Genomic DNA, 22,650 nt, shown 5'->3' with positions numbered 1-22,650 from the left:
GAAAATCTATTTTACGCAAAATTTACAGGGTGTAAACCAATAAGTTCCTAAAATATTTCCAGACTTTCAGCAAGCATTTTTTTAAGCCCTGAACTCTGGAAAAAAACATCCGCCTTTACCTTGTCCCCCGCTCCTTTAACATTAAGGACAACCCCTTCACCGTATTTGCTGTGGAATACTCTTGTATTGGCTTTTAGCTTTTTTCCGTAATCTCCCGGAGAACTGATGTCAGACTTCAGCTCATCCAAAAACATCGAAGGTCTGCAAAACTGTCTTTTACCGTAGACCATACGGGTGTTGGTATGAGTGAAAACAAGATTGCTTTTGGCTCTGGTAATCCCCACATAGCAGAGCCGCCTTTCCTCTTCCAGCTCCCACTCATTATCCATGGAGCGGAACAAGGGAAACAAACCCTCTTCAAGGCCCGTCAGAAATACTGATTCAAATTCCAGCCCTTTTGCCGAATGAAGGGTCATGAGACTTACGGAATCACCGGCACTTTCATCTGTGGAAGTTGTCAGTGTTGTTGTGGCAAGAAACTCAGACAAGTCCGGTTCGTCATAACTTTCATCAAAAATTGCAGCTGCATTAATAAGCTCATCGATATTGTTTATGCGTTTGTTTGCATCATTCTGTTCTTCAAACTGTTTCAGATAATTCCCATAGGAGCTTTCGTTCAAAATAACCTTAATCTTGTCCGCTATATTTTCAAACAGCTGCATCTCATCAAGGATATTGGTATAAAATTTTAAACTGGCGGCGGTCTTCCCCTTTGAAACAGAGGCAATTTCTTTTGCTGCTGATATAAGATCCGAACCGTTGCCGGTTGCATAATCGATAATTCTCTGAATAACTACGTTGCCTATTCCCTTGGGCGGATTTTTGGCAGAACGCTTCAGAGCATCTATATCATATGGATTGTCCGAAAGCTTTAAATATGCCAGAATATCTTTTATCTCCCTTCTGGAGTAAAAACTGATACCCCCGATAACTTTATAAGGTATCCCCCTTCTGTTAAGCTCCACCTCAAAAGCCCTCGACTGAGCATTTGTTCTGTAAAGAACAGCTATTTCGGCAGGAGATATTCCCTGATCCAGCATAAGCTCAATCTCATTAATAACAAAATTTGATTCATCCTGCTCATCATGACATTCTTTAACCATGATATTTCCCATCTTATGGATCACCGGGGAAAGATTCTTGCCTTTTCTGTAATTATTGTTTGCAATAAGTGTATTGGCTGTAAACAGGATATTGGGTGAACTCCTGTAATTTTCGGTAAGCTTTATTGTTTTAACATCAGAGAAATGTTTTTCGAAATCGAGGATATTTCTTATTTCTGCACCGCGCCATCCGTAAATGGACTGATCATCGTCCCCCACCACACAAATATTGCCATATTCACCTGAAAGCAGCTTTAAAAAGAAAAACTGTATATAGTTTGTATCCTGATATTCATCCACCATGATATACCGGAAAATATTTCTGTAAAGTTCGAGCACTTCATAATTTTCCTGAAAAATCCTGATAACAAGAGCAAGCATGTCATCAAAATCCACAAGATTTGCAAAAGAAAGATACTGCTGGTAGGCTTTAAAAACATCAGGAAATCTGTGGATGAATTCTTCCGGCTCTTTATCCTCCACATATTCAATAGTGTTTTTAAAACTGCTTATCAGCCAGAGATACTGTTTCGGGGGATATTTTTTACTGTCGATATTCAGTTCTTTCACAATACTTCTGAGGGCTGAAAGCCTGTCATCCTGATCAATAACTCCAAAGCCTTTTTTAAACTCAGTTTTATGCGTCTCCCGGCGCAGAATTCTCAAACATATGGAATGGAATGTGCCCATCCACACTCCTTCAGCTCTTTCTCCCACAAGGTTTTTAAGACGGGATTTCATTTCCCAGGCTGCTTTATTGGTAAAAGTAACCGACAGGATATTGTTCGGGTTAACACCGATATTATCAATCAGATAAGCAATCTTATGGACAATTACCTTTGTTTTCCCCGTTCCGGCTCCGGCTATCACAAGCAGGGGTGAGCCCGTATATTCAACGGCAGCCTTTTGTTCTTTATTCAGTCTATCATTTGAGTGAGGCATATATCTCCCTTAGAGATTTCTCACTTCGTCCGAAATGACACAATATATCGCTTTATCGCAACATTGTCATCCCGAGCGAAACGAAGTGGAGTCGAGGGATCTCCCCTTTTATATATTATTAATTCAAGTTTCGCACTTGCACCTATTGTAAGTCTTTGCGAGGAGTGCTAACGACGAAGCAATCTCTCTTTTTTTATTATTTTGAGATTGCCACAACCCTGTTTCCACAGGGTTTCGCAATGACCGACCTAAGTGCGAAACTTGAATTATTAATTTCTGCGAATCTCATTAAACACTCGTTGCAAGAGCTTTATTATAGGCTAAAATTATATCACTTCTTCTCAGCAATCCTTCTACCTTAAAATTGCCGTTTATATTTTCCACAACGGGCAGTGCCCCCAGATCTTTAATTCCCAGCTTTTTTAGAGCTGTGGCAAGACTGTCCTCAGGGTAAACGTATATCAGGTCATCTTTTGTGCAAATCTCACCTGCCACAACAATTTCCTCCAGCCCCTTTTCAAACATCACATTTTTTATATTATCTAACGACATAATGCCTGTCAGATATCCTTTATCGTTTAACACCGGATAATAAATATGATCGGCTTTCTTTATACCCTCGGTGATCTCTTTGAAATTGGAGCTTTCTTTAAAAGTAACAATATCCCTGAGCATTACATCTTCAACTCTTATTTCGGATAGTACTCTTTCTTCAGTGCCCTTTCTGATATTGATACCTTCCTTGGCAAGAATCCAGGAAAAAATAGATTCTTTCTCCAGCCAGTTGGCAGCAACATTTGCAATAATCGTTGCAAACATTAACGGCAAAATGATTTCATAACTCTGGGTAATCTCAAAAATTATAAGTATAGCAGTTAAAGGGGCTTTTATGGTTGCACCGAGCATAGCGCTCATTGCCACCAAAGCATAGGCACCGCTGGAAGACGTAATACCGGGAAAGGCAGCATTAAAAATCCCCCCCAAAGCTCCGCCTGTTGCAGTTCCTATAAAAAGTGCAGGGACAAACAAACCACCGGATCCACCGGATCCCAGAGTCAGAGATGTTGCAAGGATTTTAAGAAACACAATAACTAAGAGAAAAAGTCCCACCTGATTCGAAGCAAGAATTTGGTTTATTGTGTCGTAACCGACACCCATAATTTCACGTGAGTATATGGCCAGTATGCCGAGCAGCAGCCCGCCCAAAGCAGGCTTTAGAAAAGAAGGTATGCTCAGATTGTCAAAGGTTTCTTCGGTTTTGTAAAAAAAACGTATAAAAAAAACACCGACTACGGCACAGGCAAAACCCAACACCATATAAAGGGGCAGCTCCATAAAATGTCTCAGATGATATTCCGGCGCTTCAAAAGTTACCACATTGCCCAGGTGTCCCCTTGAAACGACAGTTGCAATAACGGAAGAAATGATAATCGGACTGAATGTTCTGATACCGAATTCGCCAAGCAACACTTCCGCTGCAAACATCGCCCCGCCGATAGGTGCATTAAAGGTTGCCGCCAGTCCGCCTGCCGCTCCGCAAGCAACAGCCGTTTTCATCCTTCTGGTGGAAAAACCGAATATTTTTCCCACACCGGAGCCCAGTGCCGAACCTATATGTATAATGGGTCCCTCTCTTCCTGCGGAACCTCCGGTGCCAAGTGTAATCGCAGAAGTGAAACTTTTCACAACAGCTACAAAAGGACTGATTTTTAAATTGAGGGCTATTGCCTTTATAACATCCGGCACACCGTGCCCCTTTGCAGATTTAAAAATTAGGCCGGCCATACCAACTATCAATCCGCCCACAGCCGGAATAAGAACAATCTTATATATAGGGGTGTGAATGAGCGTTTCTAAAAGAAACTCCTCTTTTGTCCCGTAGAAAAAATCCTGAACAATACCTATTAAATACCTGAAAATAATGTTACCGTAACCGGCAGCTACACCGATAAGTACAGCAACACCGGCCATATACATATCTTCGTGTTCGCCAAAAAAGCTGTTCAACCACCCTTTGGCTTTTTGTATCATTATCACTCCACTGTCACGCTTTTTGCCAAATTTCTCGGCTGATCAACATCATTACCCAGTAAGCGGGCACAATGATAGGCGAAGAATTGTGTAACAACTGTATTTAAAAAGACACTGACCTCTTCGGATGTTCCGGGAATACTGATAACAGCGTCACATTTGTCCGCAAGATGGGTATCATTTTCCGTAACAGTTGCAATAACGATACCGTCACGAGCCTTTACCTCTTCGATATTAGAAACAATCTTATCATACACCCGGGATTTGGTTGCCAAAGTAAAAACAGGCATATTTTCATCTATAAGTGCAATAGGACCGTGCTTCATTTCGCCGGCAGGATAGCCCTCTGCATGTATGTATGATATTTCTTTAAGTTTAAGAGCCCCTTCGAGTGCAACAGGATAATTAAGGTGCCTTCCTAAAAAAAGAAAATCTTTATAATCTTTAAAATCCTTTGCAATATTTTCAATTTCACTATCTTTATTCAACACATACTCCATTTGCTCGGGGACACCGAGAAGGCTGTGTATATATTCACTTCTTGATTTATCGCTCATCGTATTTCTGATCTGACCTAAATAAATGCCAAGCATATACAGGCAGGTTATCTGTGTTGTAAACGCTTTTGTTGAGGCAACACCGATCTCAGGTCCGGCATGGGTATATATCACGCCGTCTGCTTCCCTGGATACTGAAGAGCCCAGAACATTGCAAATAGCCAAAGTACTGCACCCTTTTTTCTTTGCCATCCTCATGGCTGCCAGTGTATCGGCTGTTTCTCCGGACTGGGTAATGGCAAGGAAAATCACATTTTCATCCAGAATTGTATCCCTGTATCTGTACTCGGATGCTATATCCACCTCCACAGGTACACCGGCAAATTTTTCAAGAAGGAATTTGCCCACAAGACCCGCGTGCCAGCTTGTTCCGCAGGCGACAATGTGAATTCTGCTTGCATTCTTCAGTGCTCCGCTTATCTCATCCAGTTCAGGCAGTCTGATTAACGACTCTTCAAGAGAATACTTACCCCTCAGAGTATCTGTAACTGCCCTGGGCTGCTCATAAATCTCTTTCTGCATAAAATGCCTGAATCCGGCTTTTTCAGCCATGACCGGATTCCAGTCAATATATTTTTTATCCCTTTCAACTTTTTTGTGATTTTTATCATAAATCTCTATGGAGTCTTTCCGCAAAACTGCAATATCACCATCTTCCATAAAAATAAAATTCCTCGTGTGACTCAAAACAGCGGGAATATCACTTGCTGCAAAATTCTCACCCTCTCCTGCCCCCAAAACAAGAGGGCTGTCATTTCTGGCTGCTATAATCCTGTCCGGGTTATCTTCTGATATCACTGCAACGGAGAATGCTCCGTTCAGCTTGTTTGTAGCTTTCCTTACCGCCTCAAGAATATCGCCGTTCAGATAACTGTGTATCAGGTGAGCGATAACTTCCGAGTCCGTTTCAGACTGAAAAACATACCCCTTATCAGTCAGCTCTTTTTTCAGCTGAAGGTAATTTTCAATAATACCGTTGTGAACCAAAGCAAGGCCTTTGGAAACATGGGGATGGGCGTTGTAGGATGTCGGTTTCCCGTGCGTTGCCCACCGGGTGTGACCGATACCTGCTTTGCTGTTAAAATCAGTGCTGCTGGTTTTTTCTCTAAGATTCTTCAGTTTACCAACACTTCTTACCGTTTTTATGATATTTTCGGATTTATCAAGCAGCGCCAGCCCGGCGGAGTCATAACCTCTGTACTCAAGCCTCTCAAGCCCTTCCAAAAGGATATCGTAAGCATTCTTTTCACCTATATAAGCCACAATACCGCACATATCTATTTCTCCCTTGAATAAATTTGTTTGCGTTTTCTCACCCAGCCTTCTTTATTAACCTGCTCACTCCGGGAAATGGCGAGTGATTCATCAGGGACATCTTTTGTAACAGTCGAGCCCGCTGCAATCAAAGCATTTTTACCTATTTCCACAGGGGCAACAAACTGAACATCACTTCCCACAAAAACACCGTCGTTAATAATAGTTTTATGTTTACTGATACCGTCATAATTACATGTAATTGTGCCGCATCCAATATTCACATCTTTCCCTATATATGCATCACCCAGATAAGTCAGGTGGCTGGCTTTTGAGTTTTCATGTATTTCCGTTTTTTTCACTTCCACAAAATTGCCGATTTTATTTTTCCCGTACAGTTTGCTTCCCGGTCTCAAATGTGCCATAGGCCCCACTGAAGATTCTCTGCCCACAAAAGATTCTGTTATAACACAATTATCTTTTATTTCACAATAATCTTCCACCACACTGTCGGCTATCCTGCATCCCGGATAAACAACACTGCCTTCTCCAATTTTGGTTTCACCTTTTAGGGTTACATTTGGATGTATCGTAACATCGTTTTCAATCTCAACCGAATTATCGCAGTAAAAGCTGTCCGGATCTATTATACTGACGCCGTTTTTCATATATTCACAAGCACGCTTACGCCAGATTAATTTTGAAGCTTCTGCCAGCGCAGCTCTGTCGTTTATCCCGAGAAATTCCTCTTCTGCTTCAGCAACAAAAATACCGGCACCATCTTTGACAATATCGGTCAGGTAGTATTCCTCCTGTGCGTTATTATTGTTAATATATTCCAGTCTCCTGAAGAGTTCCTTTGACTCGGCGAGATATATACCTGTATTAATTTCCTTCAACTTCTTTTCATTTAAGTTTGCATCCTTTTCTTCAACTATTCTGATTACAGATCCGTCTGCTCCTCTGACTACTCTTCCGTAACCTTCGGGATTTTTCTTTTTTACACTCATAAAATTTACAGGAGAATCCGAACTTTCAATAAAAGCTTTTAAACTCTCCCTGCTCACCAACGGCATATCCCCGCAGAGGATAAGAATCTTACCGTTATAATTTTTAAGGGTGTCCTTCGCAGCCAAAACAGCATCCGCCGTTCCTTTCTGCTCTTTTTGAAAAACAAACTCTGAATTATAACCCTGCAGATGAGACTGAATATCCTCAGCCGCCTCTCCCAGAACAACGACAGTCCCGTCTGAGCAAACCGCAGAAGCAGCTTCCATCACATAATCTATCATAGGTTTGCCTGCAACATCAAAAAGAACTTTCGGTTTCTTTGATTTCATCCTTGTCCCTTTTCCTGCAGCCAAAACAAGAGCTTTAACGTTCATCTTTTCCCCCATTGCAAATTTATCATTTATTAAAACATTAAGCATTATAAATCAAGGATAGAGGTATTTTATTCAAAATAACTTTTTAAGAGTCTCAAACCGGTAATTAAAAATATTTTCAAGTCTTTTCCTTACAACAAACCTGTTCAAAATATCACCTATGATACCAAAAGGCATACTGTAATGAACCTCGTCGGTCATAATAACACCGTCTCCGCTTTCTTCGAAAAAATGCTTGTGATGCCAGAATTTATAAGGACCCAGCCTCTGCTCATCAACAAAGAAGAAAGGCTCTGAAACGTGTGTAATTTCAGTAACCCAGGACGTTTCAAAAAAAGCAAAGGGAGTAATTTTATACTCTATAATCAGGCCGGGAAACATATTTCCCGGAAGATCAGAAACAACACGGAAGCCAAGCCATGCCGGTGTAATTTCCGCAAGTTTGCCCGGATCGGAGAAAAAATTCCAGCATGTTTTAATATCTGAATTAAGATACTGAATCCGCTTTAACCGATAAAGTGCCACATATGCCCCGTCTAATTATTCATACAAACCTTATAGCAAACAACCCGGTAAAGATAAATATATTTAACAATTTCCTTGATTTAACACACAAATATGTTAAAAAACACATCCACAGGCTATTATAAGCAAATTATATATAGAAATTAACACAAAATTGTAATATGGTTTGAGATTCAATTACCAACACAATTTGACGGAGAGGAAAATGCGTTTTGATATAGCAAAAAGCGGCAGCGGGCTCACTTATGAAATAAGAAATATAGTGAATGTCGCAAATGAGCTGAAGAAAAGAGGCGTGGATGTAATTTGGGAGAATATCGGTGATCCGGTGGTAAAAGGGGAAAAAATTCCTGAATGGATGAAAAGCATCCTTTCCGAAATTATGGAAGACGATTTGAGTTTCGCCTACTCCCCGACAAAAGGAGTGCTAAGCACAAGGGAATACCTGGCCGAAAAGGTGAACAAAAGGGGAAAGATAAAGATAACACCTGAAGATATTATCTTCTTTAACGGTCTTGGCGACGCAATTGCAAGGGCATACAGTTCCATAAGGGTGGATGCAAGGATTATAATGCCGGAACCAACCTATTCCACCCATTTCATGGCGGAAGTTCTGCATGCTTCGTTTCCTCCGAATACATACAGACTTAACCCTTACAATAACTGGAAACCCGATATAAACGAACTTGAGAGAAAAGTAAAAAGCCATAACTCAATTGTCGGAATACTGGTAATCAATCCTGACAATCCGACAGGTTTCGTTTATTCGGAAGAGACATTAAAAGAGATAGTCAGAATAGCAAAAGAATACGACCTGTTTTTAATATTTGATGAAATATATCACAACATAACATACAACGGACATAAAACTGTTCAGCTATCTGATATTATAGGAGATGTTCCGGGAATAAGCATGAAGGGTATTTCCAAGGAATATCCGTGGCCGGGTGCCAGATGCGGCTGGATGGAAGTTTATAATATTGACAAAGATGAAAAATTCTGCAGATATGTCGACGCAATTCTGCAGCAGAAAATGTCCGAAGTCTGCTCCACCACATTCCCCCAAATGGCAATCCCCAAGCTTCTGGAGCACCCTGAATACGACAAATACCTGAAAGACAGGGTTAGACATTATGAAAAACTTTCAAACATTGCATACAATATCCTTAAAGACGTGCCTTATATAGTTACCAGCAGAACAAACGGTGCTTTTTACATGTCAATTGTATTTAATGAAGCCGTGTTGAACAACAAACAGACACTGCCCATAAATATACCGGAAATAAAAAGTTATGTAGAAAAACTCACCGGCGGCAATATCGAAATGGACAAACGATTCGCATATTATCTTCTTGCTTCTTCAGGTATATGTGTAGTACCGATGACATCATTTTTCACCTCTCTGCCCGGTTTCCGTATGACACTGCTTGAGAAAGATGTTGAAAGATTTGAATGGACGGTAAAACATTTAGCTGAAAATATTGTAAACTACATAGAATCCAGCAAATAGCAGCTATGATAAACAAATAGCCAAAAATCTTCGGCAGCTGTTAAATACAACCCCTGTTAAAATTTTTGGTAGTTGACAAGGCGTTCCCCATTCTCTATATTATCTGGCACTTTTCGATGGTATCGGCTGATATGTGATAAAATATTGCCGGAAAATTAACAACCGTTTTACGGTTGTTTCTATTTATCAATGAATGGAGATGTACAGGATAAATAATGCGTATTTACTTTGAAAAAATCCCCGAAGAAGGTTTGGAAATTAATTTTTCAGACAATTTTGAGACGAGTGAAAGCGTTTTTAATATCAACAGCTTCAACGGTACAATATATGCTGTTAATGAGAATTTTATATTAACAGGCAATCTAAATATCACCATCGAAGACAGCTGCGACAGGTGCCTTAAAAAATTTAAAGAAGATATAGATGAAAAAATACTCATAGAAATTGTCAAAGAAAGCAGCGCTGAGGCAGAAGCAGAAGAGATTGAACTTAAAGATGAAGATATGGGTCTGTATTTTGTAAGGGAAGACTACATAGATATGGAAGAAATCATTTCGCAGGAAGCGGTCTTGCTGAGACCTGTAAAAAGACTGTGCAGCCAAGATTGTAAAGGTCTCTGTCCGATCTGCGGAACCAATCTTAATGAGGAGACCTGCTCCTGTAAACAGGAAACAGATGACAGATGGGCGGATTTAAAAAAACTGCTGGAAAATAAAAACAGAAACGAGGTGTAAAAATGGGTGTACCTAAGGGTAAAACGTCAAAATCAAAAGTAGGCTCAAGAAGAAGCCATCACTCTGCAAAAACAAGACAAAGTGTAAAATGTGACAACTGCGGAGAGCTTAAGCTGCCGCACAATGTATGTCCTGCCTGCGGTTATTACGATAAAAAACAGGTAATCGAAGCAGAAGAACTTTAGACTGCTATGAGGATAGTTGTTGATGCAATGGGGGGCGATTTTGCTCCCCATGAAGTGGTAAAAGGCTCTCTTGAAGCCGCTCGACTTTACAATGCCGACATTATACTGGTCGGCGACAAACGTCTGGTTGAACAGGAGCTTCCCAAAGATTACAAACAGCAGTATAAAAATATCTTTGTCGTTCATGCGGACGAAACCATTTCAATGGAAGATATCCCGTCCAATGCAGTCAGAAGAAAAAAGCAATCTTCCGTTCATATCGGGCTGAAGATGGTTAAAAATGGTGAGGCATCAGCATTCTTCAGCGCAGGAAACACCGGTGCCATAATGGGAGCTTCAAAGCTGATTCTCAGAACTTTGGAAGGGGTTGACAGACCCGCAATCGGCGCTGTTCTGCCTACAGCCAAAAATCCTTCCATTCTTCTGGATGTAGGTGCAAATGTTGACTGCAAACCGCTGCACTATTTACAGTTCGCCATAATGGGCTCGGCTTATGCAAAGATAGTTATGAACGTAGAAAAACCCCAGGTGGGGCTGCTGAGTATCGGTGAAGAGGAGATGAAAGGCAATGAGCTTACAAAAACCGTTTTTCATCTTTTAAAAAGCTGCAGAGTCATTGACTTTAAAGGTAATGTTGAAGGCAAAGACATTTACAAGGGAACGGCAGATGTCATTGTTGCCGACGGATTTGCCGGTAACATCGCCCTTAAAGCCAGCGAGTCTGCAGCATGGTATATTTCAAAGCTTTTGAAAGAGGAATTGAAACGGACAGTAATATCAAGAATCGGAGCACTCATAGCAAAAAGGGCATTTACCAGAATAAAAAAACGCTCTGATTATACGGAATACGGGGGCGCTCCATTGCTTGGTGTGAACGGGGTTGTAATAATAGGTCACGGAAGCTCAAATTCCAATGCAATAAAAAACGGGATTAAAACCGCTTATGAACTGGCTTCCAAAAACGTAAACAGAGATATCCAGGAAAATATAAGTGAAGCTTACGAACTTTTAAAAGTTGACAAATCGGACTCATTTTGGAACAATATCAAAGAAAGAATACGCAAAATTAAACCCGAAGATTAACACCCCGCAAAAAAATAAGACATATAAAAAAAGGTGAATCATGAACAGTTATTCATGCATATCCGGTACGGGCTCTTTTTTCCCCGATAAAATTTTAACAAACGAAGACCTTGAAAAGATGGTGGATACATCAAGCGACTGGATAGTCACGCGTACGGGAATCCAGGAGCGGAGAATTGCCGAGAATGAAACATGCTGCGAAATGGCTGCAAAAGCAGCCAAAGAGGCATTAAAAAGCGCTAATATAAATGCCGCCGATATCGACGGCATAATTATGGCAACATTTACTCCTGATACGGTGATGCCGTCCGGAGCATGCAGACTTCAGCACATGCTCGGCATAAAGAAAGGATTTGCATTTGATGTGAGTGCAGCATGTACCGGCTTCATATATGCTGCAGGCGTGGCCGATTCATTAATCAAAAACCGCATGGCTGACAACATACTTGTTGTTGGGGCTGAAAAACTTTCATCTTTTGTGGATTGGAAAGACAGAAATACCTGCATACTTTTCGGCGACGGAGCAGGCGCGGTTGTAATGTCCAGGTCTGATAACCCCGGAATCAGAACAATAAATATGTATGCAAACGGAAAGCACGCTGATTTATTGAAATTGCCGGCACTCGGATCCAATTTTTTTTCACAAAGAGACAAACTCAATTTGGAATCAGAACTGATTAAAATGAAAGGCAATGAAGTTTTTAAAATTGCAGTCACGGCAATGGCGGAAGCTACCGCTACTGCAGTAAAAAAGAGCGGCTTCTCATCTGAAGATGTGGACTGGTTCATCCCTCATCAGGCAAATATCCGCATAATAGATGCAGCTGCAAAACGTATCGGTCTGAGCAGTGAAAGGGTTATCGTGACTTTAAATAAATTCGGCAACACCTCCGCTGCAACAATACCCACATCTTTGGACCTTGCAGTAAAAGACGGCAGAATCAAACAAGGGGACAATATCGTAAGTGCGGCTTTCGGCGGCGGCCTGACATGGGGCTCCATGTCTTTTACCCTTTAATTTCGGAGGTATAGGTTACTATGAGTACAGGTGTAATTTTTCCCGGTCAGGGATCCCAGTTTGTGGGAATGGGCAAAGATTTTTACATCAATTATAAATCTGCTAAAGATGTTTTTGAAAAAGCCGACTCGGCTCTGGGCCTTTCTTTAACCGATATCATTTTTACCGGTCCCGAGGAAACACTGACATTAACATACAATGCTCAACCTGCACTGCTTACAACCAGCTTGGCAATTTTTGAAATAATAAAAGAACAAATACATGATATAACTGGCTATGCCGGACATTCCCTCGGCGAATACACTGCCGTGGTTACTGCCGGTGGAATGACTTTCGAAGATGCTGTCAAAGCTGTTCATAACCGCGGTAAATTCATGCAGGAAGCCGTCCCTGTTGGAGCCGGAGGCATGCTGGCAGTCATGGGGGCAAAAAGAGAAGACATCCTGAGGATGTGCGGAGATATTTCCAAAGAAACCCAATCAGTGCTTGAACCTGCCAACTTCAATTCTCCGGCACAAACAGTCCTGGCCGGTAATATCCAGGCTGTTGAAAAGGCGCTTGAAAGGTACAGGGAGTACGGTATAAAAAGAGCGGTAAAGCTGCCCGTAAGCGCACCTTTCCATTGCAGCCTCATGAAACCTGCGGCGGAAAATATGCAAAACTATTTAAAAGATGTAACCATAAACGACTTAAACATTCCCGTTTACAGTAATGTCGATGCAAAAAAAGAAAAGAAAGCGGAAACCGTCCGTGAAAACTTTGTTAAACAGATTGCCAGCCCTGTTTTATGGGAAGATCTTGTCTTAAATATGGTTGCAGACGGAACGGAAAATTTTATTGAAGTGGGTGCAGGGAGTGTTCTTACAGGTTTAATGAAAAAAATAGACAGAAAAATAAACTGCGTAAATATATCCGGCATTGAAGATCTTGGCAAATTGGAGGATTTAAATGTTTAAAGACAAAGTTGTCCTTGTAACCGGCTCATCCAAAGGTATAGGAAAATCTTTAGCAGAAGATTTTGCGGCACACGGCGCCAGGGTATGCATAAATTATTCCTCCAGCAAAGAACAGGCTGACAAAGTTGCTGAATCTATCGCATCTTCGGGCGGAGTCTGCATGACCGCAGGAGCAGACATCTCAAAAGAAGATGATGTTAAAGAAATGTTCAAACAAATAGAAAATAATTTCGGCAAAGTGGATATTTTGATTAACAACGCCGGAATAACAAAAGACAATCTTTTCATCAGGATGAAAACTTCTGAATTTGATGATGTCATTGCCACTAATCTTAAAGGAGCGTTCTTATGCTCCAGGGCGGCTGCAAAGTCAATGATGAAAAAACGTTATGGCAAAATCATCAATATTAGCAGTGTCGTAGCCTATACAGGCAATGTAGGGCAGGCTAATTACGTATCAAGCAAAAGCGGACTGGTGGGGCTCACAAAATCACTGAGTTTGGAGCTGGCATCAAGAGGTATTCGCGTAAACGCAGTGGCACCCGGTTTTATAGAAACAGAAATGACTGAAAGCTTGACAGATGATGTAAAGCAGGATATGAAAAGCAAAATCCCGCTTGCAGAATTCGGAAAGCCGGAAGATATTAACGGTACAGTCAGATTCCTCGCTTCTTCGGATTCCGACTATATAACCGGTCAGGTTCTGCATGTAAACGGCGGAATGTATTTAGGATAAAAGCAATTATAGAGCTAATAAATCTAGGAGGACAAAATGGCTGATGTAGATGCAAAAGTAAAAGAGATTATTGCGGAACAGTTGAACATTGATGAAGAAGAGGTTAAACCGGAAGCTTCATTTATTGACGACCTCGGAGCTGATTCACTGGACACAGTGGAACTTATTATGGCATTTGAAGAGGAATTCGATTTAGAAATACCTGATGAAGAAGCAGAAAAAATCAAAACTGTTCAGGATGCTGTAGAGCATATCAAAAAACATGTACAGTAAGGAATAAAGGAAGAAGGAAAACCTTCTTCCATCCTTTTTTACGGAGGTTTTTGTGCAAAGAAGAGTAGTCATTACCGGAGCAGGCCTTGTAACGCCTGTTGGTATTGGGATAGAAGAAAACTGGAAAAATATAACTTCAGGCAAAAGCGGCATCGGTGAAATTACACATTTTGATACTTCCGATTTTCCTGTTAAAATAGCAGGTGAGGTAAAAAATTTTAATCCTGAAGATTTTGTTGACAAAAAGGACTGCCGAAAATTCGACAGATTTATAGTATTATCTTTGGCTGCCGCAGAACTGGCTGTTCAAACTTCCGGTTTAGATGTTAACCGTATTGACAGTGAACGTGCGGGAACAATTATCGGCTCCGGCATCGGCGGATTTAAAACTATTGAAGATACTCATGAAACCTTCAGAACAAAGGGACCTAAAAGAATCTCGCCTTTTTTTATACCTTCGGCAATTATAAATATGGCAAGCGGTATGACCTCAATAAAATATGGTCTGAAAGGCCCTAACAGCAGTGTTGTGACTGCATGCGCCACAGGTGCTCACGCCATTGGGGATGCCTATCAGATAATTAAGCGTAGCGATGCGGATATTATGTTTGCAGGCGGCTCTGAAAGTGCCATTACCCCACTTGCAGTGGGTGGATTTTCCAATATGAAGGCACTGTCCAGGAGAAATGACAACCCGACTGCGGCAAGCAGACCTTTTGACAGAGACAGAGACGGTTTTGTAATGGGTGAAGGCTCGGGTGTTATTATATTGGAGGAACTTGAACACGCTTTAAGCAGAGGTGCAAATATTTTGGCTGAAGTTGTCGGTTATGGACTGACCAGCGATGCCTATCACATAACAGCTCCGGATGAGAGTGGTGACGGAGCAAGGCGCTGTATATTAATGGCTCTGAAAAACGCAGGAATATCTCCGGAAGATATAGACTATATAAATGCTCACGGTACTGCCACCCCCTATAACGATGTAATCGAAACCAGAGCTATAAAAAATGCTTTCGGAGAACATGCAAAAAAGCTTCTAATCAGCTCCACCAAATCAATGACCGGCCACCTTTTGGGCGCTGCGGGGAGTGTCGAGGCTATCTATTCAGCTTTGGCCTTGAAAAACGGTGTACTTCCTCCCACTGCAAATCTGGAAAATCCGGATGAAAAATGCGACCTTGAATATATCCCCCAAAAGGCCGTGAATAAAGACATAAAGTATGCACTATCAAATTCACTTGGTTTCGGCGGAACCAATGCTACACTTATTCTCAAAAAATATTAACAATGAGTACGCTTAGTAAACTACAGGATAAAATCAATTACAATTTTTCAAACAGTGGTCTTTTGTTTGAAGCTGTAACTCACAGATCTTATTCAAATGAGCAGAACCTGAACAGAAATTACGAGCGTTTGGAGTTCCTGGGTGATGCCGTATTACAGTTAATCGTCTCCGAATACCTGTTAAAAGAGTATAAAACTTTTGATGAAGGCATTCTTTCTATGTACCGGGGTTATTTTGTCAGCGAGGATTTTCTCTCCAAAATTGCCGCTGCATTGAATTTGGGCAGCTACGTAAAACTTGGCAAAGGCGAAGCCCAAAGCGGAGGACAGGAGAAACCTTCACTCCTGTGTGATATTTTTGAATCTCTGGTTGCGGCTATTTATCTGGACGGAGGGTACGAACAGGCAAAAAAAGTTGTACTGGAGCTTATGGTAAACAAAATAGACGATACCATAAGCAACAGATCTTTTGTGGATAATAAAACGGAACTGCAGAAGCTGACACAAAAGAAGTTCGAGTGCCTGCCTGAATATGAAGTGATAAGTGAAGAAGGCCCGGAACATGACAAAGTCTTCACCATTGCCGTTGCTGCAGAGGGTGCAATTCTCGGATACGGAAAGGGAAAAAGCAAAAAAAGAGCCGAACAGAACGCCGCCGGTGCAGCCTTAAAAAAACTTGTTAATGAGTAAGATTTGCCCTGTATTCATCCCATTTGCAGGATGTACTAACAGATGCCTTTATTGTGATCAAAACAGTTTAACCGGGTTCAGTCAATCAGAGATTACTCACTCCGTAGTTTCTCAAATAAAAACCGTTACTTCTTCAGGCAGTTTTAATAAAATTGCCTTTTTCGGCGGAAGCTTTACCTGTCTCCGGGAAGAATTACGGCAAACGATGTACAGAATAAGCCGGGAATACGGATTTGACGAAATAAGGGTATCAACCCGCCCTGACTGTATAAACAAAGATATTATTGATGAATTAAAGGCAAACTGCGTTACAGAAGTGGAGCTGGGTATCCAGACATTGAATGATAAAGCACTCTCTGAAAATTTAAGACCATATGATGCAAACAAGGCTCTCAAATCTTTAAGGATGTCTTGTGAAAACTTTTACACAGTAGCCCAGGTGATGCCCGGAATGTACAGCGATTCAGCAGATGAATTTTTAGAAGGATTTGAAGTTTTGCTTTCACTTAAACCCCGCGGCTTTAGACTCTATCCCACCGTTATCTTTAAAAACACACCTCTGGAAAAATATTACAAAGTCGGTGAATACACTCCTCTGACACTCAGTGAAGCGTTACAGATTTGTCTGTACTGTACTGCAGCGTGCATAACCAACGGAACCGAAATACTGAGAATCGGTATACCCACTGAAAACCTTGACTATTCGGATATCGCAGCAGGCCCTTTTCATCCGGCTTTCGGAGATCTTATAATAACCCTTGCTCTTATGCTCTATTTTAGTGAAAGCGGCAACAACCTCGTCTCATCAAAAGACAGCAGCAGGGCGGCAGGATATAAATCTCTTGTGAAAAAACTTTCATTGTATAAAATAGCTGATGGAAACAATCTGTTTGATATGCACCAGGTTTATAAATTCATCCGGGAGCAATTCATTGAGGGTAACTTCAGGCTTTTTAAAGGGCAGACAAGTCACTTTGCCGAAATCCTCCAGGATAAGGCCAACCACCGATAAAATAAGATTAGCCTTGTTTTCTATAATTCAGGACAAAATCCAGTCTGCTTTTGTTCTGGATTTGTTTGCCGGTTCCGGAATATTCGGTGTGGAAGCGTTAAGCAGGGGTGCAGGATGGGTTGACTTTGTGGACATAAATGTTTCATCAGTCAAAAAAAACACTTCAGATATCGATATAAAAAACTTCAGAATTATAAAGAAAGATTTCAGAAGATTCCTTAAAAGCTGCGAAAAAAGAAAGTATAATATTGTTTTTATAGACCCCCCCTATGGTTTTTACTCCCCCAGAGAAATCCTGACGTTAATAAAAAATAACGAAATACTTGAAAAAAATGGCATTCTGATTTATGAAGAACATATAAACAACGATATTGATTACTCCGGGACAGGTATGAAATTAACGGATGAGCGAAGATATGGAGACACGATGATTCGTATATTCAGAGGAGAACAATGACCGCTATCTACCCGGGTACTTTTGATCCTCTAACCAACGGTCATCTCGATATTATTGAGCGCGGCGCAAAAATGTTTAACCATCTTCTTGTGGCAATAGCAGAAAATCCCGGTAAAAATCCACTTTTCACTCTTGACGAGCGCGTTGATTCCACCATAAGTGCTACAAAACACCTGCCTAATGTAAACGTTGAGCCGTTCAGCTGTCTGCTCTCCAACTTCATGCAGAAGAAAAAAATAAACGTCCTTTTAAGGGGGTTAAGAGCTGTCTCTGATTTTGAGTACGAACTTCAGCTTGCCCTGATGAACAGACAGCTCAACGAAGAATGCGAAACGGTTTTCCTCATGCCCAATATGAGTTATATCTTCCTGAGCTCAAGCATGATTCGCGAGATAGCAAGATTGGGAGGCGACGTTAAAAAATTCGTTCCTGATTCTGTCGAAAGGCTCATTGCAGAAAAATTTAATTGATTTTTATTTGAAATATTTATATCTATGCTATAATTGTTGTGAATATACAACAATTTTTTATTTAAATATAACAAAATTACGACAAGAGGGCGGACATGCCAACCAGAATTTTAGCTATCGATGATAGCGAAACTATGCACAGACTTTTTAAAATGATATTTGATGATGATGAATACGACCTGATACTCTCCGACAACGGAGAAGAGGGCCTGGAATTTGTCAAAAATTACAAACCTGACATTATACTTCTGGACTTTATCATGCCTAAAGTCAATGGCTTTCAGTTTTGCAAAATAGTCAGAAACGAGCTGAACCTGGACATTCCTATTTTGCTAATAACTTCCAAAGCAGAAGATGTAGGAGAAAAATTTATCGCCAAATTTGCTAACATTGACTATATCCCCAAACCCTTTCAGCCTGATGAAATAGTGGAGAAAATGGAAGAAATGCTCGGTGCAAAAGAAGAGCAGGCTGCAAATATCCCGGAGGAGGAAACAAAGACTCCTGAGGAACCTCTTGTTTCGGAAACACCGGCAGAGGTCAAAAGTGTACCGGAAGAAAGTGCCGAAACAGAATCCGAATCCTCCGTTTTAGAAGAGGAGGCAACTGGTTTGGAGTCGAAAATTATCAAGTCAGTCCAGCCTCATTTGAGAAAAATAATTCAAAAAATGATTCAGTTAGAGACAGGATATCAGGAAGCGGAAATAAAGGGGGAATCCCCGGAACTGGACGATTTAACAAACATTATGAAAAGTGGAGCGGGAGTGCTGAATATCTTTAATTTCGAAAAAACATTCAGCTTCAGCTTCAATGAGGGAAAATTATTTTTTGCTAAAAGCAGCAAGTTTGGGGTTGAGCAGATATCTGAAATCTTCCAGCATGTTACCGGTGTGTCGCTTTTCAAAACCGATACATTTGCTGAAATATACGATCAGCTTAAAGCAATGGATATAAGCGATGCTCAAATACAGAGTACTTTTGAATACTATACCTACAACATGATCAACACTGCCCTCAACCTGGAAGAGTCAAGGTATTTTGTGGACGAAAACATTGATAGTAGAGACATAGTGGACAGTGTTTGCATAAGCATGGATAATCTCAAATCCGGCTTTAGTGATTATTTGGAGGAAAAGGCTGAAATTAACAAAATCGTTTATGATGACAACCTTATTCCTCAGGCAGCTGGGCAAACGGAGGGCAACTTCAGCGAACTTGAACGAAAAATTCTTTCTCTCTGCGATGGCAAAAGAAATGTAGGACAAATATTAAAGTTTTTTGGAAACAATACACAAATGGCCAAAAATTCACTTGGCACGTTAATATTGACAGGTTTTATAAAAATATAAGGGGTGTGTAAAATGTTAAAAGTATTATTAGCGGATGACAGTTCAACAGAGCGCGAAATGATGTCAAGTGCTCTGAAAAGCGCCGGTTTTGATGTTACCGAAGTAGAGGACGGGGATGCTGCTTTGGATGCAATTAAAAAGGATAGGTTTGACTGCATAATTCTGGACATAATTATGCCCGGTAAAAACGGATACCAGGTATGCAGACAGGTTAAGAAAGACGAAAGTATGAAAGATATTCCGGTTGTCATTGTTACATCCAAAGGTCAGGATAGTGATAAATTCTGGGGGAAAAAGCAGGGGGCAGACGAATATTTGGTCAAACCCTTTGAAATGGATGAAATGGTAAAAACTGTTAAGGATCTGCTAAATTGCTAAAGGATCAACTTCTTAAAAAAGTAAAAGGAGAAATAGAAGATCCTGAAGAGCGGGTTGTTGCCAGATATCTGTTATGTAGACTGAGTGACTATTCGTTTTTGATTGACGTTAACGAAATCAAGGAAATTATTGACCTGGACAAAACAATTGAAAATGTCCCCGGTACCGGGGACCATGTACTGGGTGTGGTAAACCTGAGAAGCGAAATAGTACCTATAATCGACATAAGAGTGGAGTTCGGAATTGACACTGTAAGAAGAACAGGTTTAAGCAGATATGTTATTACGGAAACTGAGAATGAATATATAGGCCTTTTGGCTGATGAAGCAGCTCGCATGATAAACGTCAGGGAACAGGATTATGCCGATAAAGAGGCAGAAGGTCTTTTTTCCGGTTTTATTAATATAGATGATGAATTATACGGTATATTGGATATAAATAAAGTATTTATTAATTTCAGAACGAGCTAACAAGGAGAACCCTATGGCAGAAAAATCCACTAAAAAAACCCTTGAATTAAAAATTCTGGTTGTATTTATCCTGGTTATTTTTATTGCAGCCACCCTTTCAGCGGTGATTGTTTATAACCAGTCAAAAACAAGCATCATTAACAACATCTATGACGATATCACCACCCGGATCGGCAACTTTGGTGATGCCCTTCATGAGCACGATGAAAGTGTTGAGAGAAGGCTCAACACAATTTCACTTGTTCCTTTTTTAGGAGAAGAGGCCGCCGGAGAAGGGGATATGACCCAAAGCTCCCGCTTTGTCGAAGAACTTGTTGCTGAATCCGAGGTTATTGAAGGTGCAGCCGTTCTTGATGAGGACGGCAACATATTGACGGGTTATAAAAAATTTACCGAGCAGATGCCTAACTTCAAAATGGTTATTATGCCCTTTGAAACCCTTGAGCCAGGTGAAATATTTTTTGAACCCTATCTAACACAGAATCTGCCTTATGTTGTCTACTACACGCCTTTAACGTATAACGGAGAAAAGGTTGGTAATATTGCAATCCTGGCAAGCGGAAATTATCTGCTTTCATACGCCAACAGAGAATTCACAAAACACAAGTTTCACGAGCCGGTCAGGGAGGACTGCTCCAACTGCCATGAAGGTGAAAGCAGCCTTGAAAACCGCGGGTTCACAGTAGTTTACGACATCGACGGCAACCTTTTGATGTCACCTATGGCAAACAATTCGGAAATCATACCTTCAGAAACCAATAATCTTGACAAGCTTTACAGTAAAATCAGTGAAAAACTGCCGGAAAATAAAGCTCTTGAAAGGGAAATCAATTATAATGGAAATGTCTATCTCGCGTCTTTTAAAACCGTTTATTACAGAAATTTCGGAATGGTAGTGGGATTTTTGAAAAACAAACAATATATGTTCCAGAATCTTCATCAGGCGCGTGCATATTCAATCGGCGCAACCGCTTTGATCGCTCTGATTTTAACCATTATTGCATATATCGGTTTTCGTAAACTGTTTTCTCCTGTTTTTGCTCTCTCCGGAGCTATGCAGCAGGTCAGAGACGGCAATTATGAAGTGAGGGTGCAAACAGGAGCCGAAAGAAAGGACCAGCTGGGAGGACTTGTCCATGGTTTCAACGAAATGCTTGACAGAACGACCGAATATATACAGACAGAAGAAGACAGGCAGAGAGTCCAGAGGCAGATTGTCGGACTGATGGATACAGTTTCGGATGCGGCCGAGGGTGACTTAACAGTAGAGGCTGAAGTTACTGCGGATGAACTCGGTTCTGTTGCGGATGCCTTTAATATGATGACCGGTAGCATGAAAGAACTCATTGAGGACATTAAAAATGCCGGTGATTCGATTGTCGATGCTACTGAGGAACTTCTGCAGTCGGCGGAAAAGACCAGTGAGGGTGCAACAACTCAGATTAATGAACTTGAGTCCATTGATGAAAAGATGCAGCTATTCAGAGCACTGAGTAAAGAAATTGCCGACAAAGCTCAGGATACCGTTAATGTCACAGAAAATGCAGCAAATATGGCCAGAGAAGGTAAGTCGGTTATTGATGAAACGATTGAGTCCATGTTCAGCGTTAGAAGATACTCACAGCTGGCCAGTAAAAAGGTGAAAACTCTCGGGGAAAGATCAATGGAAATCGGTGAAATCACCGATGTGATTAGCGATATTTCAAACCAGACAAACCTTTTGGCTCTTAACGCAGCCATTGAGGCGGCAAGAGCTGGAGAATACGGACACGGTTTTGCTGTTGTTGCCGATGAAATCAGAAAACTCGCCGAAAGAAGTAATACAGCTACAAAAGAGATTGCCGATCTGATTAAAGGGATACAGACTGAAACAGCCGACACGGTTAAGCTCGTTGAAGAAAGTACAGTAAATGTTGAAAAGAGTTCGGATATGGCTGAAAATACCGGGGAGTCCCTGAAAACAATTAATGAATCTTTGGATAATGCCAAAAACTCAATCAACAGCATCTATACAGATATTGAAAAACAGTACAATGAAGCTGAAGAAGTTGCCGCAGGGATAGAAAAAGTCAGAGAAATTTCCGAAACAACAGCTGAAGACGTTAAAAAGACCAATATGACAGTCTCGACACTGTCTCAGCTTGCGGATATGTTCAAAGAGGCTGTTAATAAATTTAAAGTGTAA

At 40.9% G+C, this 22,650-nt stretch carries 22 protein-coding genes; 17 read left to right on the top strand and 5 right to left on the bottom strand.

The annotated features are described in order from the left end of the window. Positions 1-47 precede the first annotated feature (47 nt). From UMU13_RS01570 to UMU13_RS01550, 5 genes are all read right to left on the bottom strand, one after another. Positions 48-2,105, bottom strand: a complete 2,058-nt coding sequence (locus UMU13_RS01570; protein ID WP_328216623.1) for an ATP-dependent helicase — start codon at positions 2,103-2,105, stop codon at positions 48-50. A 288-nt stretch (positions 2,106-2,393) separates the two neighbouring features. Further along, entirely contained in the window at positions 2,394-4,136 is a 1,743-nt protein-coding gene (locus UMU13_RS01565) for a chloride channel protein (RefSeq protein WP_328216622.1), read from the bottom strand. Positions 4,137-4,138: 2 nt separating this feature from the next. Beyond that, entirely contained in the window at positions 4,139-5,968 is a 1,830-nt protein-coding gene (glmS, locus tag UMU13_RS01560; RefSeq protein ID WP_328216620.1) for a glutamine--fructose-6-phosphate transaminase (isomerizing), read from the bottom strand. A gap of 2 nt (positions 5,969-5,970) precedes the next feature. Next, positions 5,971-7,377, bottom strand: a complete 1,407-nt coding sequence (glmU, locus tag UMU13_RS01555) for a bifunctional UDP-N-acetylglucosamine diphosphorylase/glucosamine-1-phosphate N-acetyltransferase GlmU (protein ID WP_328216619.1) — start codon at positions 7,375-7,377, stop codon at positions 5,971-5,973. Between the two features lie 27 nt (positions 7,378-7,404). Continuing rightward, positions 7,405-7,857 carry an SRPBCC family protein gene (locus UMU13_RS01550; protein ID WP_328216618.1) on the bottom strand — a complete coding sequence of 151 codons (453 nt, stop codon included), beginning with the start codon at positions 7,855-7,857 and terminating at the stop codon, positions 7,405-7,407. 205 nt (positions 7,858-8,062) lie between these two features. Between UMU13_RS01550 and UMU13_RS01545 the strand changes: the two genes are divergently transcribed. From UMU13_RS01545 to UMU13_RS01465, 17 genes are all read left to right on the top strand, one after another. Continuing rightward, complete coding sequence (locus UMU13_RS01545) at positions 8,063-9,367, top strand: pyridoxal phosphate-dependent aminotransferase (RefSeq protein WP_273264635.1); 1,305 nt, start codon at positions 8,063-8,065, stop codon at positions 9,365-9,367. Positions 9,368-9,582: 215 nt separating this feature from the next. Next, positions 9,583-10,101: a YceD family protein gene (locus tag UMU13_RS01540; protein WP_328216616.1), complete on the top strand. Its 519-nt coding sequence runs from the start codon at positions 9,583-9,585 to the stop codon at positions 10,099-10,101. Between the two features lie 2 nt (positions 10,102-10,103). Beyond that, positions 10,104-10,286, top strand: a complete 183-nt coding sequence (gene rpmF / locus UMU13_RS01535; RefSeq protein ID WP_013885334.1) for a 50S ribosomal protein L32 — start codon at positions 10,104-10,106, stop codon at positions 10,284-10,286. Positions 10,287-10,292: 6 nt separating this feature from the next. After that, positions 10,293-11,369 (top strand): phosphate acyltransferase PlsX, encoded by a 1,077-nt coding sequence (gene plsX, locus UMU13_RS01530; protein WP_013885333.1) that lies wholly within the window; start codon positions 10,293-10,295, stop codon positions 11,367-11,369. A 40-nt stretch (positions 11,370-11,409) separates the two neighbouring features. After that, positions 11,410-12,387 (top strand): beta-ketoacyl-ACP synthase III, encoded by a 978-nt coding sequence (locus UMU13_RS01525; protein WP_328216614.1) that lies wholly within the window; start codon positions 11,410-11,412, stop codon positions 12,385-12,387. A 20-nt stretch (positions 12,388-12,407) separates the two neighbouring features. After that, positions 12,408-13,343: an ACP S-malonyltransferase gene (gene fabD, locus UMU13_RS01520; protein WP_328216612.1), complete on the top strand. Its 936-nt coding sequence runs from the start codon at positions 12,408-12,410 to the stop codon at positions 13,341-13,343. Beyond that, entirely contained in the window at positions 13,336-14,079 is a 744-nt protein-coding gene (gene fabG / locus UMU13_RS01515; RefSeq protein WP_328216610.1) for a 3-oxoacyl-[acyl-carrier-protein] reductase, read from the top strand. The genes fabD and fabG overlap by 8 nt, the downstream gene beginning before the upstream one ends. A 36-nt stretch (positions 14,080-14,115) precedes the next feature. Further along, positions 14,116-14,352: an acyl carrier protein gene (gene acpP / locus UMU13_RS01510; RefSeq protein ID WP_013885329.1), complete on the top strand. Its 237-nt coding sequence runs from the start codon at positions 14,116-14,118 to the stop codon at positions 14,350-14,352. 52 nt (positions 14,353-14,404) lie between these two features. Beyond that, positions 14,405-15,640 carry a beta-ketoacyl-ACP synthase II gene (gene fabF / locus UMU13_RS01505; protein WP_328216606.1) on the top strand — a complete coding sequence of 412 codons (1,236 nt, stop codon included), beginning with the start codon at positions 14,405-14,407 and terminating at the stop codon, positions 15,638-15,640. Positions 15,641-15,642: 2 nt separating this feature from the next. Next, positions 15,643-16,329 (top strand): ribonuclease III, encoded by a 687-nt coding sequence (gene rnc / locus UMU13_RS01500; RefSeq protein ID WP_328216603.1) that lies wholly within the window; start codon positions 15,643-15,645, stop codon positions 16,327-16,329. After that, the gene (locus UMU13_RS01495; RefSeq protein ID WP_328216601.1) at positions 16,322-17,341 is read left to right on the top strand and encodes a radical SAM protein; all 1,020 of its coding nucleotides are present in this window, start codon (positions 16,322-16,324) and stop codon (positions 17,339-17,341) included. The genes rnc and UMU13_RS01495 overlap by 8 nt, the downstream gene beginning before the upstream one ends. After that, complete coding sequence (gene rsmD, locus UMU13_RS01490; protein WP_328216600.1) at positions 17,262-17,798, top strand: 16S rRNA (guanine(966)-N(2))-methyltransferase RsmD; 537 nt, start codon at positions 17,262-17,264, stop codon at positions 17,796-17,798. Before UMU13_RS01495 ends, rsmD begins: the two co-directional genes overlap by 80 nt. Then, complete coding sequence (gene coaD, locus UMU13_RS01485) at positions 17,795-18,268, top strand: pantetheine-phosphate adenylyltransferase (RefSeq protein WP_328216598.1); 474 nt, start codon at positions 17,795-17,797, stop codon at positions 18,266-18,268. Before rsmD ends, coaD begins: the two co-directional genes overlap by 4 nt. 95 nt (positions 18,269-18,363) lie before the next feature. Continuing rightward, on the top strand, positions 18,364-19,617 hold the full coding sequence (locus tag UMU13_RS01480) for a response regulator (RefSeq protein WP_328216595.1): 1,254 nt from the start codon (positions 18,364-18,366) through the stop codon (positions 19,615-19,617). Between the two features lie 12 nt (positions 19,618-19,629). After that, entirely contained in the window at positions 19,630-19,995 is a 366-nt protein-coding gene (locus UMU13_RS01475; protein ID WP_013885322.1) for a response regulator transcription factor, read from the top strand. After that, positions 19,989-20,465: a chemotaxis protein CheW gene (locus tag UMU13_RS01470; RefSeq protein WP_328216592.1), complete on the top strand. Its 477-nt coding sequence runs from the start codon at positions 19,989-19,991 to the stop codon at positions 20,463-20,465. Before UMU13_RS01475 ends, UMU13_RS01470 begins: the two co-directional genes overlap by 7 nt. Before the next feature lie 13 nt (positions 20,466-20,478). After that, on the top strand, positions 20,479-22,650 hold the full coding sequence (locus UMU13_RS01465) for a methyl-accepting chemotaxis protein (protein ID WP_328216590.1): 2,172 nt from the start codon (positions 20,479-20,481) through the stop codon (positions 22,648-22,650).

The organism is Flexistipes sp. (assembly GCF_036172515.1).
Taxonomy (GTDB): Bacteria; Chrysiogenota; Deferribacteres; order Deferribacterales; family Flexistipitaceae; genus Flexistipes.
The sequence above is the reverse complement of the archived record's forward strand: the minus strand, read 5'-3'. Positions and strand labels throughout refer to the sequence as shown.

Excerpts from the sequence above, each read along its gene's own strand:
- UMU13_RS01465 (WP_328216590.1), top strand. The coding sequence starts at position 20,479 with ATGGCAGAAAAATCCACTAAAAAAACCCTTGAATTAAAAATTCTGGTT.
- UMU13_RS01475 (WP_013885322.1), top strand. The coding sequence starts at position 19,630 with ATGTTAAAAGTATTATTAGCGGATGACAGTTCAACAGAGCGCGAAATG.
- UMU13_RS01480 (WP_328216595.1), top strand. The coding sequence starts at position 18,364 with ATGCCAACCAGAATTTTAGCTATCGATGATAGCGAAACTATGCACAGA.
- fabG (WP_328216610.1), top strand. The coding sequence starts at position 13,336 with ATGTTTAAAGACAAAGTTGTCCTTGTAACCGGCTCATCCAAAGGTATA.
- glmS (WP_328216620.1), bottom strand. The coding sequence starts at position 5,968 with ATGTGCGGTATTGTGGCTTATATAGGTGAAAAGAATGCTTACGATATC.
- UMU13_RS01545 (WP_273264635.1), top strand. The coding sequence starts at position 8,063 with ATGCGTTTTGATATAGCAAAAAGCGGCAGCGGGCTCACTTATGAAATA.
- acpP (WP_013885329.1), top strand. The coding sequence starts at position 14,116 with ATGGCTGATGTAGATGCAAAAGTAAAAGAGATTATTGCGGAACAGTTG.
- UMU13_RS01540 (WP_328216616.1), top strand. The coding sequence starts at position 9,583 with ATGCGTATTTACTTTGAAAAAATCCCCGAAGAAGGTTTGGAAATTAAT.
- glmU (WP_328216619.1), bottom strand. The coding sequence starts at position 7,377 with ATGCTTAATGTTTTAATAAATGATAAATTTGCAATGGGGGAAAAGATG.
- UMU13_RS01525 (WP_328216614.1), top strand. The coding sequence starts at position 11,410 with ATGAACAGTTATTCATGCATATCCGGTACGGGCTCTTTTTTCCCCGAT.
- UMU13_RS01565 (WP_328216622.1), bottom strand. The coding sequence starts at position 4,136 with ATGATACAAAAAGCCAAAGGGTGGTTGAACAGCTTTTTTGGCGAACAC.
- UMU13_RS01495 (WP_328216601.1), top strand. The coding sequence starts at position 16,322 with ATGAGTAAGATTTGCCCTGTATTCATCCCATTTGCAGGATGTACTAAC.
- fabD (WP_328216612.1), top strand. The coding sequence starts at position 12,408 with ATGAGTACAGGTGTAATTTTTCCCGGTCAGGGATCCCAGTTTGTGGGA.
- rpmF (WP_013885334.1), top strand. The coding sequence starts at position 10,104 with ATGGGTGTACCTAAGGGTAAAACGTCAAAATCAAAAGTAGGCTCAAGA.
- coaD (WP_328216598.1), top strand. The coding sequence starts at position 17,795 with ATGACCGCTATCTACCCGGGTACTTTTGATCCTCTAACCAACGGTCAT.
- plsX (WP_013885333.1), top strand. The coding sequence starts at position 10,293 with ATGAGGATAGTTGTTGATGCAATGGGGGGCGATTTTGCTCCCCATGAA.
- UMU13_RS01570 (WP_328216623.1), bottom strand. The coding sequence starts at position 2,105 with ATGCCTCACTCAAATGATAGACTGAATAAAGAACAAAAGGCTGCCGTT.
- rnc (WP_328216603.1), top strand. The coding sequence starts at position 15,643 with ATGAGTACGCTTAGTAAACTACAGGATAAAATCAATTACAATTTTTCA.